We start from the raw sequence: 17,431 nt of genomic DNA on the forward strand, positions 1-17,431 counted from the left end.
GCTGGGCGTGCAGCGGATCGGCCTGCGGGACGTAGCCGATGCGCCGGCGCAGCTCGTCGTACTCGGCGTAGAGATCCAGCCCGTTGTACAGGACGGAGCCGGTGTCGGCGGGGCGGAAGCCGGTCAGCGCGTTGAGCAGGGTCGACTTGCCCGCCCCGCTGGGACCGACCACACCGAGCAGCGACCGGCCGGGCAGCCGGAAGGTCAGGTCGTGCATCAGCTGCTTGGCGCCGGCCCACACGGACAGATCCTGTGCCTCGAGCGCCACATCGCCGGAGTCGACGTACTCGACGAGGGCGTCGTCCTCGAGCTGGTAGAGATGGTGCCCGATCGCGATGACATCGCGCTGTCCGACCGGAGCGCGCTCGACCCGCTGGCCGTTGACGAACGTCCCGTTGGCCGAACCGAGATCGATGACCTCCACCGCGTCGGCGTCGACCAGCAGCTCGGCGTGACGGCGTGAGGCGAGCAGATCGGCGACGGAGATGTCGTTGTGGTGGGAGCGGCCCAGGCGCAGCGTCCCGGGACGCAGCGGGTGCCGTCGGCGGCAGGCATGTGCCACGGCGCCGGCCGCCGGCCGGGTTGCCGTCGCGCCGGTAACCGCCTCGCTCGGCCGCGGAGGCTCGACCTGCCACGGAGGCTCGACCTGCCACGGAGAAAGGACCACCTCCGGACCGTCGACGGCACCGAGCCTGAGCCGCACCTCACCCAGACGCAGGGTGGTGCCTCTGATCCGGCGCCCGTCCTGCCACAGACCGTTCGCGCTGATGTCCCGCACGTGCCAGCCGTCAGCGACCGGTTCGAGCACGAGGTGGTGCCGGGAGACCCTCCCGTCGCCGACCACGATGTCGGCGCCGCGCGCCCGGCCGACCAGGTACGACGCGTTGCCTGCCAGCGTGGTCCGGCCCGCCGGGCTGACCACGCTCAGCGTGCTCAGGTCCACTGGCGGACCGGACGGGGGAGCGCGTCGCCGCGCTGGACGTTGATCGTCCACTGGATGTTTCCGGTTTGCGTGGTCACCGTGGAAGGTCCCCGGCATCGCACCGCCTTGTGAGAGCTGACCGCCCGGCTGTTGTCACTCAGACCTCCGGTCTTGGGCTGCACCTGGGATTCGGACCACTGTGCACCGTCGGTCAGGTCTTTCCATCGGCCAGGGGAAGTCATTTCTGACTACCGCGCCGGTAGTAGCCAGCTGCTTTACCGGTCCGCCGAAGGCCGAGGACTGTCACGTAAGTGCCCGTCCGATCCACAACTCCCTGTTCACCGCATCGGCGATCGCCACTCCGCAGGAGCGGCGAAAGTACTCACCTCCCGATCTGGCGGATGTTCCCCGGCGCGTTGTCCGGTCGGAATCGACACGCCGTGTCGCCGATCCGTCGGCGGATGCCGTCCGCGACCGATCGGCGTCGCCTCGTCTACTACGGACGCAGTAGACGAGGAACTACCATCGCCGCAGGTCGACAATCGGCATCCGCTGGGTACCGTGGTTGCGGTGGCACCAAAGATCGCGCAGTTCTGGAATGTGTGCCGGCGTACGGCTCGGCGGTACCCCTGGCTGGCCGACGGCCTGCTCGCTGTCGTGGTTCTGGCCCTGGGGCTGTGGCTGGCCGCGCAGAGCGCTCCCAGCCACATCAGGCCGACCGGGCCCAGCCTGGTCATGAGCATGATCGGTTGTGCCGCCCTGGTGGTGCGCCGATCATGGCCGGGTGCGGTCCTCGGTGTCGTCCTCGGTTGCACCGTGCTCGTGTTCGTCCTCAACCTGACGCCCGACGACAGCCCACCGCTCACCTTCGCCACCGGGGTCGCCCTGTACAGCCTGGCGGTCTACCGGTCCCGCGAGGCGGCGTGGATCTCGGCTCTCGCCTCCATGATCGTTCTGATCCCGCCGGCGCTGCTGCAGAAGCAGGGGGTTGTGGCTGTGGTCCTGGGTCTGTCCACCTGGGTTGTCTCCGCGACCGCCACCGGGGACGCGGTCCGCAGCCGGCGTGCCTACATCGCCGCGGTCGAGGACCGGGCACGGCGGGCGGAGCAGAGCCGTGAGGAGGAGGCCCGGCGGCAGGTCGCCGAGGAACGGTTACGCATCGCCCGGGAGCTGCATGACGTGGTCGCCCACCACATCACTCTTGTCAAGGTGCAGGCGGCCGTCGCCTCCCACATGCTCTACGTGCAGCCGGCCGGCGCCGACGAGGCGCTCGGCCACATCCGCCGCGCCAGCGCCACCGTCCTGGACGAGCTGAAACTGTTGCTCTACGCGCTGCGGGACACCTCCGAGCCGGTGTCGACCCAGCCGCCCGCGGGTCTGTCCCAACTCCCCACGCTGCTGTCCGGCTTCACGGCGGGCGGGATGTCCGTCGCACTCGACGTGACCGGGCAGTCCCGCGAGCTGCCGGCGCTCACCGACCTGGCCGCCTACCGGATCGTGCAGGAGTCACTGACGAACGCTCACAAGCACTCCCGGGGCGCCCGGACCTCGGTCGCGGTCGGCTATGGTTCCGGCGAGTTGCGCCTTCGCATCCACAACACCGCGGGTATGTCTCCTCCCGCATCCGGCGGTACCGGCCAGTCGCCCGGCACCGGTCCTGGCCGCAGGTTCCCCGGCACCGGCCCCACCCGGAAACAGCCCGCCACCGGCCCTACGCGGGACCCGGCGGCGCAGCGCGGCCGCGGCGGGCACGGCCTGCTCGGCATGCGCGAGCGGGCCGCCGCGGTCGGCGGCCACATGCAGGCCGGTTCCGACGGCGAGGGTGGCTTCGTGGTCACCGCGACGCTGCCGGTCCCGGAGGCGCCCCCACCGGCCCCGGCAGCCTCCACATTCAATGGCAGACGGGGGAGTGCCACGCTGCAGACGGCTACCGCCACCCCCCGCACCGCACTTGTGAAGGTGACACCCCAGTGATCCGTGTCCTGTTGGCCGACGACCAGGCGCTCATCCGCGCCGGTTTCCGTGTCCTCGTCGAGGCCGCCGCCGACATCACCGTGGTCGCCGAAGCTGCCGACGGCGCCGAGGCGGTGCGGCTGGCGCGGGAGACCCGTCCCGACGTCATCCTGATGGACATCAGGATGCCAGGCGTCGATGGCCTGTCCGCCACCCGCGAACTGACCGGCGACCCGACGCTCAACGAGGTGAAGGTGCTCGTCCTGACCACCTTCGAGCTCGACGAGCACGTCTTCGAGGCCCTGCGGGTCGGGGCCAGCGGCTTCCTCGGCAAAGGGGTGGAACCCGACGAGCTGGTCGCCGCGATCCGGGTCGTCGCCCGCGGCGACGCGCTCCTGTCCCCGCAGGCGACCCGTCACCTCATCGAGCAGTACCTGCGGCAGCCGGCCACACCGGCACCCGCGGTCACCGCGGGGCTGGATCTGCTCACCAAGCGGGAGAACGAGATCGTCAGGCTGATCGCCTACGGGCTGACGAACGACGAGATCGCCGAACAGCTGTACCTGTCGCCGCTGACCGTCAAGACGCACGCGAACCGCGCGATGACCAAGGTGGCGGCCCGCGACCGCGCCCAGCTCGTCGTGATCGCCTACCAGACCGGGCTCGCCGAGGCCCCCAGCAGGAAGTGACCCGTGCCGGTTCGGGGCCGGTGAGCTCGGGTGGCCGGGTGGCCTCTGTTCCCGTGAACGGATGGCGGGCATCCTTGACCATCGGGATGTTAGCGCTAACATTCGACCTCGATGAGTGGACCTCGATGAGTGGAACAGCCCGGGGGAGTGGCGTCCCGTCCACTCCCCACCGCCGTTTCGATCCGCTGCGGGGGCGGTGGGTTCTGGTGTCGGCTGGTCGGGACCGGCGGCCGTGGTCGGGTGAGAGCCAGGCGGTCAGCCCGGCCGCGGTGGCGCGGCACGACCCGGAGTGCGGGCTGTGTCCCGGCAACCTCAGGGCGGCCGCCGGCCTCGACCGGATCCGAAATCCCGACTATGCCGGGCCGTACGTGTTCGCCAACGACTTCCCGGCGCTGCGACCCCTCTTGCCTGACGAGCGCCTGGAGGTGCGGGCCGGGCCAGGAATCCCGCCCGGCCGGGCCGGAGGCGCCGAGGAGTTGCTGCGCGCGGAGCCCGAGGCCGGTGTCTGCCGGGTGCTGTGCTTCGGGCCGCGGCACGACCGGCACCTCGCGGCGATGGGCGACGGGGAGCTGGCGGCCGTTGTCGACCTCTGGATCGGCCAGGCCGCCGAGCTGGGCCGGGTGTGGCGGTGGGTGCAGATCTTCGAGAACCGGGGGGCCGCGATGGGTGCCTCCAGTCCGCATCCGCACGGCCAGGTGTGGGCGAGCGCCTCGCTGCCGGACGAGCCGGCCGCGGAGGACGTCCGCCAGCGTGACTACCTGAGTAGGCACGGTCGCCGGCTGCTGGTCGACTATGCAGGAATCGAGCGCGCCGCCGGGGAGCGGGTGGTGGCGGACAACGGCGAGTGGCTCGCGGTCGTGCCCTACTGGGCCGTGTGGCCGTTCGAGACGATGCTGGTGCCCGTGCGCCCGGTTGCCAGCCTCCCCGAGCTGGACGGACCCCTTCGGGTGAGCCTGGTCGGGATGCTGCGGACCCTGCTGACAGCCTATGACGCGCTGTTCGGCGTGCCGTTCCCCTACTCGATGGGCTGGCACGGCGCGCCGGGGCCGGCCGGTGCCACCGTGGCCGCGCCGGCCGGGGCCGGGCACTGGCAGCTGCACGCCCACTTCTACCCGCCGTTGCTGCGTTCGCCGACCGTCCGCAAGTTCCTGGTCGGCTACGAGATGCTGGCCGGCGCGCAGCGCGACATCACCCCGGAGCAGGCAGCGGCGATGCTGCGGGCACACGTCCCGGCCGCCGGACCGGACCGGGTCCGATGAGCCAGCGTGGTGAGGTTTCCGCGACGGCCGGGGGCGTCGGCGCAACCCCCGCCCCGGGCACCCCGGGCGCGGCGGAGCGGGCTGTCGCGGCCTTCGTCCGGTGCCACGGTGCCCGGCCGGCCTACCTGGTCCGCTCGCCTGGCCGGGTGAATCTGATCGGCGAGCACACCGACTACAACGGCGGGCTCTGCCTGCCGGTGGCGATCGACCTCGAGCTGTGCCTCGCGTTCTCCCCGTCCCCGCGTGCGACTTCGGGCCACGGGTTTGTCGAGGTGCTTTCCGAGCATCGCGCGGCACCGGCCCGGATCGGCCTGCCGCCTCCTCCGCCACCTGAGCCCGGGTCGCCCGGCCGGGCCGGGGCCGCGCAGTCCGGATGGGCCGGGTACGTCGAGGGCGTCGTCGTAATGGCGGCGTCAATCGCCGGAGCCGCCGCGTCACGAGGCTGGTACGGGACGCTGGCCAGTGACCTGCCGCTCGGCGCCGGGCTGTCGTCGTCGGCCGCGTTGGAGCTCGCCGTGGCACGGGCCTGCGCGGTGGTGTGGGACACCGGCTGGGATCCGATCGGGGCGGCCCGGCTCGCCCAGCGGGCCGAGAACGGCTGGGTGGGCGCCGCCACCGGTCTGCTCGACCAGATCGCCTGCGCCGCGGCGACGGCCGGCCACGCTCTGGAGATCGACTTTCGTGATCTGACGGTGACCGCGGTCGCCGTCCCGGATTCGGTCGTCGTCGCGGTCGTGGACACCGGCACCCGCCGGGAGCTGGTCACCAGCGCCTACGCCCAGCGCCGGGCCGAATGTGAGCGGGCGGCGGCCGGGCTGGGTGTCGCGAGCCTGCGCGACCTCGGCGACCGGTTGCCCGCCGACGCGGCCCGCCGGCTCGACCCGGTGGCTTTGCGCCGGGCGCGTCACATCGTCACCGAGAACACGCGGGTACGGGAGCTCGCCGACGCGCTGCGCCGCGCGGACCTGCCACGGGCCGGCGCCGTGCTCCTCGACGGCCACCGATCGATCCGGGACGACTTCGAGGTGAGCGGTCCTGAGCTGGACGCCGCGGTCGAGGTCTGCCGGAACACCCCCGGCTGCCACGGCGCGCGGATGACCGGCGGCGGTTTCGCCGGCTGCGTCATCGCCCTGGTCGACGCGGACTCGGCGGCCGGCTTCGCCCGAGCGGTGGTCGGTCCCTACCGCCGGAGGACCGGGAGGGATGCCGTGATCCACCTGTGTGTGCCGGTCGGCGGCACCTCGCTGGTGGACCCGCGCTGATGGCGAACGTCAGGGTGGCGGTGCCGTGCTGCGGCGCAGGACCAGCTCCGGCGGGATGACGACGTGAGCCCGGCCGGTCGCGCCGGTCTCGACCTGCTCCAGGAGCGAGCGCAGGCTCTGACGGCCGACCTCGGTGAAGTCCTGCCGGAGCGTGGTCAGCGGCGGTGAGAAGTACGCGGCTTCGGGGATGTCGTCGAACCCGACGACGCTGACGTCCTCGGGTACCCGGCGGCCGCCTTCGCGCAGGGCGCGCAGGACGCCGAGGGCCATCTGGTCGTTGGCGACGAAGACGGCGGTCAGGTCGGGTTCGTGGGCGAGCCGGCGGCCGGCGGCGAAGCCGGCGCGGGCGGTCCAGTCACCGGCCAGCGGCGGGTGGACGGCCGCGCCGGCCGCCTCGAGCGCGGCGCGCCAGCCGGCGATCCGTCCGGCGCCCTCGTACCAGTCGGACGGTCCGGCCACGTGCCGGACGGTCGGGTGGCCGGCGGCGAGCAGGTGCTCGGTGGCGGTCCGGGCGCCGTGCTCCTGGTCCACCGAGACGGTGGCGATCTCCCCGTCGGGGCGCCCTTCGACGGCGACGAGCGGCAGGCGGGTCGCGACCGCGCTCAGCGCGTCGGTAGCGTCGAGAAGCGGCGCGATCGCCACGACCCCGTCGATGCCACCGGCGAGCAGACGCCCGAGGGCCTGCCGGACCGCGTCCGGATCGAGGGAGTGCAGGCTGACCACCGTGACCTGGTAGTCGGCCGCCCGCGCCGCCTGTTCGACGGCGTACAGCGTGGATGTCGGCCCGTAGAGCGTGCCGGCCAGGGCCAGGACCCCGAGGGTCCGGGAGCGGCCGGTGGCGAGCGCCCGGGCGGCCGGGTTCGGCCGGTAGCCGAGCTCGCGCAGGCCGGCCAGGACCCGCTCCCGGGTCCGTGGCCGGACACCCGGGTGGTTGTTGACGACGCGGGACACGGTCTGGTGGGAGACGCCGACGAGGCGGGCCACGTCGGTCAGGGCCGGCGGCCGACCGGACGCGGGCATCGTGCTCCCCACCTCACCCACCTCACCCGGCCCGGCCAGCTCGCCCTGTCCGCCCTGCTCGCCCTGTCCGCCTGGCTCGCCTGGCTCGGACGCGCCGGGGACCACCTGCGGCGCTGGCTCGCCGCCCCGGTCCGCTCCGTCCAATTCGGTCCACCTTCGTCGCTCTTGACGTGCCGCTCTTCGTATCGCGTCACCAGGCGGATGGCGTTCTCGTCGGCCGCGCCGCGACCGGTCCGCCCGTTCCGTTATAGCCGGCCTGCACCTGCTGGCCGTTGGGCGCCGGGCTGGACGCGTCGCGCCGCCGGGCTTGACCGACGAAATGTTAGCGCTAACATTTGTCCTCGCGGCCGTTGTCACGCACGGACGGCCGCGCGCCGGCACCGGATCACCTCCGCCCCGCCGGCCGCCCTGGCCATGCATCAGAAGCCATGAACAGGAACGGGAGGCGCGGGTGCGACAGACGCGTGATTTCCTCCGCTCGCTCGGGCTGCCGGGCGCCGATCCCTCCGACCTGCCGTCCAGCGGGAAGCGGTTCCCGGACGGCGCCCAGTACCGGGTGGAGATCCCGAGTGTGGAAGGGCCGGAGGCGCTGGCGGCGGTGCTTGCCGAGGCGGACCGCCGGGGCGTCCCGGTCCACCGGGTCTCGCAGGGCAGCGGCGGGCTGCTGCTGACCGCCGGGGAGCTGGCGGCGATGGCGGCCGCCGGCGCGGCGGCGGACGTCGAGGTCAGCCTGTTCGCCCGGCCGCTCGCCGGCTGGGACACCGGGGCCGCCGCCCTGGCCCCCGGCGGTGCCGGCCTGGCCACGCAGGCGCGGGGGACCGAACAGCTCGTGCACGTGCTGGAGGACATCCGGCGGGCCACCGAGGCCGGGATCCGCAGCGTCCTGGTCACCGACATCGGGGTGCTGTCGGTCGCGGGCCGGATGCGGACGGCCGGTGAGCTGCCGCCGGAGCTGATCTTCAAGGTGAGCGTGCAGATGGGCTGCGCCAACCCCGCGTCGATCCGGCTGGTCGAGCAGCTCGGCGCCGACACCTACAACGTGCCGACCGACTTGTCGCTGGCCCAGCTCGCGGCGGTCCGGGCGGCCGTGGACATCCCCATCGACCTCTACGTCGAGGCGCCCGACGACCTCGGTGGCTTCGTGCGCCACTTCGAGATCGCCGAGATCGTCCGGGTCGCCGCGCCGGTCTACCTGAAGTTCGGGCTGCGCAACGCGCCGAACATCTATCCCAGCGGCACCCACCTGACCGCCACCGCCGTGGCCCTCGGGCGGGAACGGGTCCGGCGGGCCGAGATCGGCCTGGAGCTGCTGCGCCGCTACTACCCGGACGCCGTCGGGTCAGGACGGCGGCCGGCCGGGCTGGCCGTCCCGGCGCCACCCGGCGACGCACCGGCCTCGCCGGCCCCACCGGCGACTCCGCCGGTCGCCGCTGTCGAGGGAGCACCGGGGGCACTGTCATGAAGATCGCCGACGTGCGGACGCACGTGTACGGAACCCCGTGGCGGGATCTGACCTACGTCCAGGTCTTCACGGACGACGGCCTGGTCGGCGTGGGGGAGACCCGGATGCTCGGCCACACCCAGGCGCTGCTGGGCTACCTGGCCGAGGCGACCCGCAACCATGTGCTCGGCTCCGATCCGTTCGACATCGAGTCGCTGGTCGACCGGATGAAGCGCGGCGACTACGGGCGCGCCGGCGAGATCGTCATGTCCGGTATCGCCTGCGTCGAGATGGCCTGCTGGGACATCGTGGGCAAGGCCCTGGGGCAGCCGGTGTGGCGGCTGCTGGGTGGCAAGGTCCGAGACAGGATCAAGGCGTACGCCAACGGCTGGTACACCGTCGAGCGCACGCCCGAGGAGTTCCACGCGGCGGCGCGGGCGGTGGTGGACCGGGGCTACCGGGCGCTCAAGCTCGACCCGTTCGGGGCCGGCCGGTGGGAGCTGGACCGGGCCGAACGTCGTCACTCGATCTCCCTGGTCGAGGCGGTGCGCGACGCGGTCGGGCCGGACGTGGAGATCCTCGTCGAGATGCACGGGCGGTTCGCCCCACACGAGGCGATCCGGATCGCCGCCTCGCTGGCCGAGTTCGAGCCCGGCTGGGTGGAGGAGCCAGTGCCACCGGAGAACCTGCGGGCGCTGGCCAAGGCCGCCGCCGGGATCGACGCCCCGGTGGCGACCGGGGAGCGCATCCACGACCGCACCGAGTTCCGGGAGCTGTTCGACCTCGGCGCGGCCGACATCATCCAGCCCGACATCGGCCATCTCGGCGGCATCAGCGAGACCCGCAAGCTCGCCGCGACCGCGGAGACCCACTTCACGCTGGTCGCCCCGCACAACGTCGGCGGCGCGGTTCTCACCGCCGCCAACCTGCACCTGGCCGCCTGCACCCCCAACTTCATGATCCAGGAACACTTCAACGACTTCGCCGACGAGGAGGTCAAGCTCGCGGCCCCGGGCCTGCCGCCGGTCGTCGACGGCTACTTCGCCCTGCCGACCGCCCCCGGCCTCGGCGTCGAGCTGGACGTCGACGTCGTGGCCGCCCACCCGTCCCGCGGCGCCCACTTCGACCTCTACGCCGACGGCTGGGAGCTGCGCGGCTCCCGCCCGCCCGGGCGCGGCTGACCGTGACCGGTCGCGCGGTGTGGATCGACGCGCCGGGCCGGCTGGAGATCCGCCCAGCCGAACCGGTCGCTCCCGGGCCGGGTGAGGTGCTGGTCCGGGTGGCCCGGGCGGGTATCTGCGGCTCCGACCGCGAGGTGCTGCGTGGCACCCGGCCCACCGGATTCGTGCGGTACCCGGTCGTCCCGGGGCACGAGTGGTCCGGGACGGTGGCGGCGGTCGGCCCGGCGGGGGACCCGGGCCTCGTGGGCCGGCCGGTGGTGGCCGAGGGCTTCCGCTCCTGCCGGGTCTGCGCCGCCTGCCGGCGCGGCGACACCAACCTGTGCACCGCCCCCTACGAGGAGACCGGCTTCACCTGCCCCGGCGCGTGGTCCGACCACCTGGTCGTGCCGAGCCATCTCCTGCACGTCCTGCCGCCCGGCGCCGACCTGCGCGCGGCCGCCGGCCTGGAGCCGGCCGCCTGCGCCGCGGCAGCCTGCCTGCAGGCCGGTGCCGTTCCCGGGGAGCGGGTCGCCGTGGTCGGCGCGGGCACGCTCGGCCTGCTGGCCACGCAGCTGCTGGCGGCGGGCGGCCCAGCCGAGCTGGTCGCCGTGGACCCCCGCGCGGGCCGCGCCGAGCTCGCCGCACGGTGCGGCGCCGCGACGCTGCTGTCACCGGACGAGGCCGCCGCCGGCCGGTGGTCGCGGCGGTTCGACGTGGTGGTCGAGGCCGCCGGCGCGCCCGGCAGCGCGGCGCTGGCCTGCGGGCTCGCCCGCCGTGGCGGGCGGGTGGTGCTCGCCGGTCTCGCCGCGGACGGCGACCACCCGCTGCGTGCCCTCGACCTCGTGCTTCCCCAGCTCACCGTGCACACCGTGTTCGGCGCGCCGTCGCGGGCCTGGACCCACGCGGTACGCGCGTTCGCCGCCGGCCAGCTCGACCCGGCGGCGCTGGTCACGCACGAGCTGCCCCTCGACGACGTCGGCGAGGCGTTCCGGCTCCTCGACGACGCCGCCGGCACCACCGTGAAGATCCTGCTGCATCCCACGTCCCGCAGCGGCACCGCCTCGTGACACCCCGCCTCGTCAACGGAAGGATGGCCGTGCACACCGTCACGACCGACACCGAAGCGCTGCTCGCCGCCGCGGCGGCGGCGGCCCGGCCGTTCGGCGCGCTCGCGCCGGCCGCGCGCGCGTCGATGCTGCGCGCGGTGGCCGACGCCCTCGACGCCGCGGCCGAGACCCTGGTCCCGGTCGCGATGCGTGAGACACGGCTGCCCGAACCGCGCCTGCGCGGCGAGCTGGTCCGCACCACGTTCCAGCTCCGCCTGTTCGCCGGGCTCCTCGACGACGGCCGGTACCTCGAGGCGACGATCGACCCGCCCGACCCGGCCTGGCCCACCGGGCCGCGTCCCGACCTACGCCGGATGCTGATCCCGGTCGGGCCGGTGCTCGTCTTCGCCGCCTCGAACTTTCCCTTCGCGTTCAGCGTCGCCGGCGGGGACACCGCCGCCGCGCTCGCCGCGGGCTGTCCGGTGCTGCTCAAGGCCCACCCCGGCCATCCGGAGCTGTCCCGTCTCACCGCCGCCGTCGTCACGGACGCGCTGGCCGCCGCCGGTGCGCCCGCGGGGACACTGGCCCTGATCGAAGGTGACGAGCAGGCACGGGCCGCTCTCGTCGACCCGCGTGTGCGGGCCGGTGCCTTCACCGGCTCGGAGCACGCCGGCCGGCTCCTTTTCAACCTCGCCGCCGCCCGCGACGAGCCGATCCCGTTCTACGCCGAGATGGGCAGCGTCAACCCGGTCTTCGTGACCGAGGCCGCCGCCGCCCGGCGCGGGCCGGAGATCTGGGCCGGCTACGTCGAGTCCTACACGCTGGGCACCGGCCAGTTCTGCACCAAGCCCGGCCTCCTGTTCGCCCCGGCCGGATCAGCCGAAGCGGACCTCGTCCGGCTGGTGTCCGCGCGGCCGGCCACCCCGATGCTGGGGGAGCGGATCGCGGCCGGCTACCGGGACACCCTCGGCGGGCTCACGGGCCATCCCGCGGTTCGGGTGCTGGCCGCCGGCGCCGGGACGACGACCGGCGTGACGCCGACTCTGCTGGCCATCAGCGCCGCCGACTGGCTGCGCGACCCGGGCGCGCTGGCGGTCGAGTGCTTCGGCCCGACGTCGCTGCTCGTCGCCTACGACGATCCGGCCGACCTGCTCGCGGTGGCCCGCGCCCTCGGCGGGCAGCTCACCGCCACCGTGCACGGCGAGGACACCGACGACGTCCTCGCCGCGGACCTGCTCGCCGAGCTGCGGGAACGGGCCGGGCGGGTGCTGTGGAACGGGTGGCCGACCGGCGTGTCGGTCAGCCCGGCCATGACCCACGGCGGCCCGTACCCGGCGACGACGTCCCTGCACACCTCGGTCGGGACGACGTCGATCTCCCGGTTCCTGCGGCCCGTCACGTACCAGTCGCTGCCCGAGCGCCTGCTGCCCGAGCCCCTGCGTGATGACAATCCCTGGGGGATCCCCCAGCGCGGCCGCGGCGTCTGACCGGTGGCCACCGACCGCCCCGAGCAGATCACCGACCCGGTGGCCTTCCACGGCGAGGGCCCGGTCTGGAGCCCCGACTGGGGTGGCCTGCGCTGCGTCGACCTGCTGGCCGGTGACGTCCTCGCCGTCGACACCACGAGCGGCGCCGTCCGCCGCGACCATGTCGGCGCCGTGGCCGCGGCGCTGCGGCCACGAGCCGGTGGCGGGACGGTGCTCGCACTGGAACGCGGCTTCGCGCTCATCGACCCCGTCGGCCCCGAAGACCTCTCCGGCCTCACCGGCGGAGTCCGCCGGTGCCTCGGGGACCTGTGGGACGCCGACGCCGGTGTCCGGATGAACGACGGCGGCTGTGACCCCGACGGCCGCTTCTACTGCGGATCCATGGCCTACGCCGAGACGGCCGGCGCGGGCTCGCTCTACCGGCTCGCACCCGACGGCACCGTCAGCGTCGTGCTGACCGGCGTCACCGTCTCCAACGGGCTGGCCTGGAGCCCCGACGGGGCGAGGGCGTACTACGTCGACTCGCCGACGTCACGGGTGGACGTCTTCGACTACGACTCGGAACGGGGGCTGAGCAACCGTCGGACCCTGGTCACCGTCCCTGCCGACGCGGGTGTGCCTGACGGGCTCACCGTCGACGCCGACGGCTACCTGTGGGTGGCGCTGTGGGGCGGCGGCGCGGTCCACCGCTACTCACCCACCGGCCGGCTCGACGGGATCGTCCCGCTGCCCGTGCCCCGGGTGACGGCCTGCACCTTCGGCGGCGACCGCCTCGACACGCTCTACATCACCACCTCCCAGGTCGGCACCGATCTCACCCTGTACCCGGCGGCGGGTGCTGTGTTCGCCCTCGCCCCGGGAGTTCGCGGCCAGCCGGTGCAACCGTTCACGGGCTAGATCCGCGTGACTCGCTTCCGCTCCGGTGTCCCGCGGAACACTCGATCAGGGCACGGCACATCGCAGCTGATCAATCTCCGTGCAACGGGCTGTTAGTCTGACGTTGCTTCGCACACCGTTCTCACACGTAACGCCGCGTCCGGCGAGGTGCCTGTGTCACTGCCCCAGCGGAACGTTCCCGGCGAGGACCGCCTGACCTGGCTGAGTGACCAGCTCAGAGATCAGGGAGCGGTCACCATCACCGCCGCGGCGGCGGCGCTCAACGTCAGCGAGATGACCATCCGGCGGGACCTGTTCCAGCTGGAGGAACGCGGGGTGGCCCGCCGGGTGCGCGGCGGGGCGCGTTCCGTCGGCCCGCGCAGCTTCGCCCAGCGCCGGGACCGGATGGCGGCGGCGAAGTCGCGCATCGCGGCGAAGCTCACCGAGCTCGTCCCGGACGGGGGCGCGGTCGCGTTCGACGCGTCCTCGACGGTCATGCGGCTCGCCGGCGCTCTGACCAGCGCGGACGATCTGCTCGTCGTCACGAACGGGCCCGACACGTTCGGCGTGCTGCGGGACAGGCCAGGTATCTCGGTGCTGCTGACCGGCGGGCGGCTCGATCCGCGGACCGGCAGCCTGGTCGGCCCGCTGGCGAGCCGGGCGGCGGCGGACATCACCGTGCGGCGGCTGTTCGCCTCGGCGGCGGCCCTCGACGAGCGGGCGGGCCCGCTGGAGGAGACCCCGGAGGAGGCCGACGTCAAGCGCGCGCTGGCCGCGGGTGCCGAGCAGATCGTCCTGGCCGTCGACTCCTCGAAGCTCGGCACGCGGGCCGTCGCGCGCTGGCTCGACTGGGACCGCGTCGACTGGCTGGTGACCGAGCTCGACCCGCAGGACGACCGGCTGGCGCCCTACCGGCGGGTGACGCGGGTCCTCTGACGCGGCTCCGACGCCGCCGCGTCTGCCGGCGTACGGCCGGGTGCCTCTCCTTCTCGGCTCACGACTGCCTTCTCGGTTCACGATTGCCGACCGTGCGAGATTGTGTGACAATTTACAAGATCTCACAGCAGCCGGAAGGGCTGGCAGCCGGAAGGGCTGGCGACGATGCGGGCATTCAGCCAGACGACAGAGGACCTCGCTCGGCAGGAGATCGAGCTGCCCTCGTGGGCGTTCGGGAACTCCGGGACCCGGTTCAAGGTGTTCACGCAGCGTGGCGTCCCGCGTGATCCGTTCGAGAAGGTCGCCGACGCGGCGCAGGTGCACCGGCTGACCGGGCTCGCGCCGTCGGTCGCGCTGCACATCCCCTGGGACGTCGTCGACGACTTCGGCAAGCTGGGCGAGCACGCGCGGGACAGCGGCGTCCGGCTCGGCACGATCAACACGAACACGTTCCAGGACGACGACTACATGCTCGGCAGCCTCTGCCACGTCGACGAGCGCGTCCGGGCGAAGGCGATCAGACACGCCCTCGACTGCGTCGACATCATGGACGTGACGGGCAGCCGCGACCTGAAGATCTGGCTGCCCGACGGGCTGAACTACCCCGGCCAGGCTGACCTGCGCGACCGGCAGGATCGGCTCGCCGACGCGCTGGGCCAGATCTACGCCCGGCTGGCGGGGCACCAGCGGCTCGTGCTCGAGTACAAGCTGTTCGAGCCGGCCTTCTACGCGACCGACGTCCCCGACTGGGGTACCGCCTACGTCCACTGCCTCGCGCTCGGCGAGCGCGCGGTGGTGTGCCTGGACACCGGCCACCACGCCCCGCACACCAACATCGAGTTCATCGTGATGCAGCTGCTCCGGCTGGGGCGGCTGGGGGCGTTCGACTTCAACTCCCGCTTCTACGCCGACGACGACCTGATCGTCGGCGCCGCCGACCCCTTCCAACTGTTCCGGATCATGACCGAGGTCGTCCGAGGCGGTGGCTACGACGAGGGCAGCGAGGTGACCTTCATGCTCGACCAGTGCCACAACATCGAGGCGAAGATCCCGGGCCAGATCCGGTCCGTGCTCAACGTCCAGGAGATGACGGCCCGCGCTCTGCTCGTCGACCGGGCCGCGCTCGCCGAGGCGGAGCGCGCCGGGGACGTGCTGGCCGCGAACGCCGTCCTCATGGACGCCTTCTACACCGACGTGCGCGCCGACCTCGCCGCCTGGCGTGAGTCGCGCGGGCTGCCCGCCGACCCCACAGCGGCCTTCCGGGCCAGCGGGTACGCGGAGCGCGTCGCGGCCGAGCGGGTCGGCGGCACCCAGGCCGGGTGGGGCGCGTGAGCGGGAACCGGACCGTCGCCGAGCTCCTCGCCCGGTCGAACCGGCTCGGCGCCGACCCGCGCAACACCAACTACGCGGGCGGGAACACCTCCGCCAAGGGCGTCGAGATCGATCCGGTCACCGGCCGCGACGTCGAGCTGCTGTGGGTCAAGGGGTCGGGCGGCGATCTCGGCACGCTGACCGAGCCCGGTCTCGCCGTGCTCCGGCTGGACCGCCTGCGCGCGCTGGTGGACGTCTACCCGGGCGAGGACCGCGAGGACGAGATGGTCGCCGCCTTCGACTTCTGCCTGCACGGCCGGGGCGGCGCCGCGCCCTCGATCGACACCGCCATGCACGGGCTCGTCGGGGCCGCACATGTCGACCACCTGCACCCGGACAGTGGCATCGCCATAGCGACCGCCGCCGACGGCGAACAACTCACGAAGGACGTCTTCGGTACGAAGGTCGTGTGGGTGCCGTGGCGGCGACCGGGATTCCAGCTCGGCCTCGACATCGCGGCCGTGCGGCGGGACAACCCCGGCGCCGTCGGCTGCATCCTCGGCGGGCACGGCATCACCGCGTGGGGCGACACCAGCGAGGAGTCCGAGCGCAACTCCACCTGGATCATCGAGCGGGCGCGGCTCCACCTCGAACGGCACGGGCGGCCGCGGCCCTTCGGCGCCGAGGTCGACGGCCGGCGCGCGCTGCCGGCCGCGCAACGGCGCGCCAGGGCCGCCGCGCTCGCACCCCACCTGCGCGCGGTCGCGTCCCGCGACCACCGTATGGTCGGCCACTTCACCGACAGCGACGCCGTCCTGGAGTTCCTGGCGAGCGAGAAGCTGTTCGCGCTGGCCCGGCTCGGGACGTCCTGCCCCGATCACTTCCTGCGGACGAAGGTCCGCCCGCTGGTGCTCGACCTGCCGGCGTCGGCGTCACCCGAGGAGTGCGTCGAGCGGCTCGCGGAGCTGCACGAGGCCTACCGCGACGACTACCGCTCGTACTACGAGCGTCACGCCACCGTCGACTCGCCGCCGATGCGCGGCGCGGACCCGGCGATCATCCTCGTGCCGGGCGTGGGCATGTTCTCCTACGGCCGGGACAAGCAGACGGCACGGGTGGCCGGCGAGTTCTACGTCAACGCGATCAACGTGATGCGCGGTGCCGAGGCGGTCTCGTCCTACGCGCCGATCCCGGAGAGCGAGAAGTTCCGGATCGAGTATTGGGCGTTGGAAGAGGCCAAGCTGCGCCGCCTCCCGCAGCCGAAGCGGCACGCGGGCCGGATCGCGCTGGTCACCGGCGCGGCCAGTGGCATCGGCCGGGCCACAGCGGCGCGGCTCGCCGCCGACGGCGCCTGCGTGGTCGTCGCCGACCTCGACGCGGACAGGGCCGGGGCGACGGCGGGCGAGCTCGGCGGCGCCGACGTCGCGGTCGGCGTAGGTGCCGACGTGACGAAGGCGGACGAGGTCGAGGCCGCCGTCGAGGCGACGCTTCTCGCCTTCGGCGGAATCGACCTCATCGTCAACAACGCGGGCCTGTCCATCTCGAAGCCGCTGCTCGAGACCACCGAGCGGGACTGGGACCTGCAGCACGACGTCATGGCGAAGGGGAGCTTCCTCGTCGCGCGGGCCGCGGCGCGAGCCATGATCGCGCAACGGCTCGGCGGCGACATCGTCTACATCGTCTCCAAGAACGCGCTGTTCGCCGGGCCGAACAACGTCGCCTACGGCGCCGCGAAGGCCGACCAGGCGCACCAGGTCCGGCTGCTGGCGGCCGAGCTCGGCGGGCACGGGATCCGGGTCAACGGTGTCAACCCGGACGGCGTCGTGCGCGGCAGCGGCATCTTCGCCGGCGGGTGGGGAGCACAGCGCGCGGCAGTCTACGGCGTTCCCGAGGAGGAGCTCGGCGCCTTCTACGCCCGGCGGACCCTGCTCGGGCGGGAGGTGCTGCCCGAGCACGTGGCCAACGCGGTCGCGGCCGTGTGCTCGGGCGAGCTCAGCCACACGACCGGCCTGCTCGTCCCCGTCGACGCCGGCGTCGCAGCCGCGTTCCTGCGCTGACCATGACACCGG

14 protein-coding genes are annotated in these 17,431 nt (G+C 73.4%); 12 read left to right on the plus strand and 2 right to left on the minus strand.

The window, feature by feature from the left end:
* A partial coding sequence (locus MXD62_RS24040; RefSeq protein WP_248831721.1) for an FHA domain-containing protein occupies positions 1-943 on the minus strand: 943 nt, incomplete at its 3' end.
* Between the two features lie 549 nt (positions 944-1,492).
* Between MXD62_RS24040 and MXD62_RS24045 the strand changes: the two genes are divergently transcribed.
* The 4 genes from MXD62_RS24045 to galK all read left to right on the plus strand — a co-directional run bounded on the left by MXD62_RS24045 (position 1,493) and on the right by galK (position 6,085).
* Positions 1,493-2,896 carry a sensor histidine kinase gene (locus MXD62_RS24045; RefSeq protein WP_248831722.1) on the plus strand — a complete coding sequence of 468 codons (1,404 nt, stop codon included), beginning with the start codon at positions 1,493-1,495 and terminating at the stop codon, positions 2,894-2,896.
* Positions 2,893-3,564 carry a response regulator transcription factor gene (locus MXD62_RS24050; protein ID WP_248831723.1) on the plus strand — a complete coding sequence of 224 codons (672 nt, stop codon included), beginning with the start codon at positions 2,893-2,895 and terminating at the stop codon, positions 3,562-3,564. The genes MXD62_RS24045 and MXD62_RS24050 overlap by 4 nt, the downstream gene beginning before the upstream one ends.
* 125 nt (positions 3,565-3,689) lie before the next feature.
* Positions 3,690-4,823 (plus strand): UDP-glucose--hexose-1-phosphate uridylyltransferase, encoded by a 1,134-nt coding sequence (locus MXD62_RS24055; protein WP_248831724.1) that lies wholly within the window; start codon positions 3,690-3,692, stop codon positions 4,821-4,823.
* Positions 4,820-6,085 carry a galactokinase gene (gene galK, locus MXD62_RS24060; RefSeq protein ID WP_248831725.1) on the plus strand — a complete coding sequence of 422 codons (1,266 nt, stop codon included), beginning with the start codon at positions 4,820-4,822 and terminating at the stop codon, positions 6,083-6,085. Before MXD62_RS24055 ends, galK begins: the two co-directional genes overlap by 4 nt.
* Positions 6,086-6,094: 9 nt before the next feature.
* Here the strand turns inward: galK and MXD62_RS24065 are convergent, their stop codons facing one another.
* On the minus strand, positions 6,095-7,105 hold the full coding sequence (locus MXD62_RS24065; protein ID WP_368862442.1) for a LacI family DNA-binding transcriptional regulator: 1,011 nt from the start codon (positions 7,103-7,105) through the stop codon (positions 6,095-6,097).
* Between the two features lie 451 nt (positions 7,106-7,556).
* Here MXD62_RS24065 and MXD62_RS24070 point away from each other — a divergent pair, with 451 nt between their 5' ends.
* The 8 genes from MXD62_RS24070 to MXD62_RS24105 all read left to right on the plus strand — a co-directional run bounded on the left by MXD62_RS24070 (position 7,557) and on the right by MXD62_RS24105 (position 17,419).
* Positions 7,557-8,567 carry a U32 family peptidase gene (locus tag MXD62_RS24070; RefSeq protein ID WP_248831727.1) on the plus strand — a complete coding sequence of 337 codons (1,011 nt, stop codon included), beginning with the start codon at positions 7,557-7,559 and terminating at the stop codon, positions 8,565-8,567.
* Entirely contained in the window at positions 8,564-9,727 is a 1,164-nt protein-coding gene (locus MXD62_RS24075; protein WP_071065083.1) for a mandelate racemase/muconate lactonizing enzyme family protein, read from the plus strand. The genes MXD62_RS24070 and MXD62_RS24075 overlap by 4 nt, the downstream gene beginning before the upstream one ends.
* Positions 9,728-9,729: 2 nt before the next feature.
* Positions 9,730-10,773 carry an alcohol dehydrogenase catalytic domain-containing protein gene (locus MXD62_RS24080; RefSeq protein ID WP_248831728.1) on the plus strand — a complete coding sequence of 348 codons (1,044 nt, stop codon included), beginning with the start codon at positions 9,730-9,732 and terminating at the stop codon, positions 10,771-10,773.
* Between the two features lie 23 nt (positions 10,774-10,796).
* Positions 10,797-12,239 carry an aldehyde dehydrogenase (NADP(+)) gene (locus MXD62_RS24085; protein WP_248831729.1) on the plus strand — a complete coding sequence of 481 codons (1,443 nt, stop codon included), beginning with the start codon at positions 10,797-10,799 and terminating at the stop codon, positions 12,237-12,239.
* A 3-nt stretch (positions 12,240-12,242) separates the two neighbouring features.
* Positions 12,243-13,136 carry an SMP-30/gluconolactonase/LRE family protein gene (locus MXD62_RS24090; protein ID WP_248831730.1) on the plus strand — a complete coding sequence of 298 codons (894 nt, stop codon included), beginning with the start codon at positions 12,243-12,245 and terminating at the stop codon, positions 13,134-13,136.
* Between the two features lie 153 nt (positions 13,137-13,289).
* Positions 13,290-14,051 (plus strand): DeoR/GlpR family DNA-binding transcription regulator, encoded by a 762-nt coding sequence (locus MXD62_RS24095; protein ID WP_248831731.1) that lies wholly within the window; start codon positions 13,290-13,292, stop codon positions 14,049-14,051.
* Between the two features lie 165 nt (positions 14,052-14,216).
* Positions 14,217-15,383, plus strand: coding sequence for an L-rhamnose isomerase (gene rhaI / locus MXD62_RS24100; protein WP_248831732.1), 1,167 nt, complete (start codon positions 14,217-14,219; stop codon positions 15,381-15,383).
* Positions 15,380-17,419, plus strand: a complete 2,040-nt coding sequence (locus tag MXD62_RS24105) for a bifunctional aldolase/short-chain dehydrogenase (RefSeq protein WP_248831733.1) — start codon at positions 15,380-15,382, stop codon at positions 17,417-17,419. The genes rhaI and MXD62_RS24105 overlap by 4 nt, the downstream gene beginning before the upstream one ends.
* Positions 17,420-17,431: the final 12 nt, after the last annotated feature.

The sequence above is a fragment of the Frankia sp. Mgl5 genome, from assembly GCF_023242985.1.
Lineage (GTDB): Bacteria > Actinomycetota > Actinomycetes > Frankiales > Frankiaceae > Parafrankia > Parafrankia soli.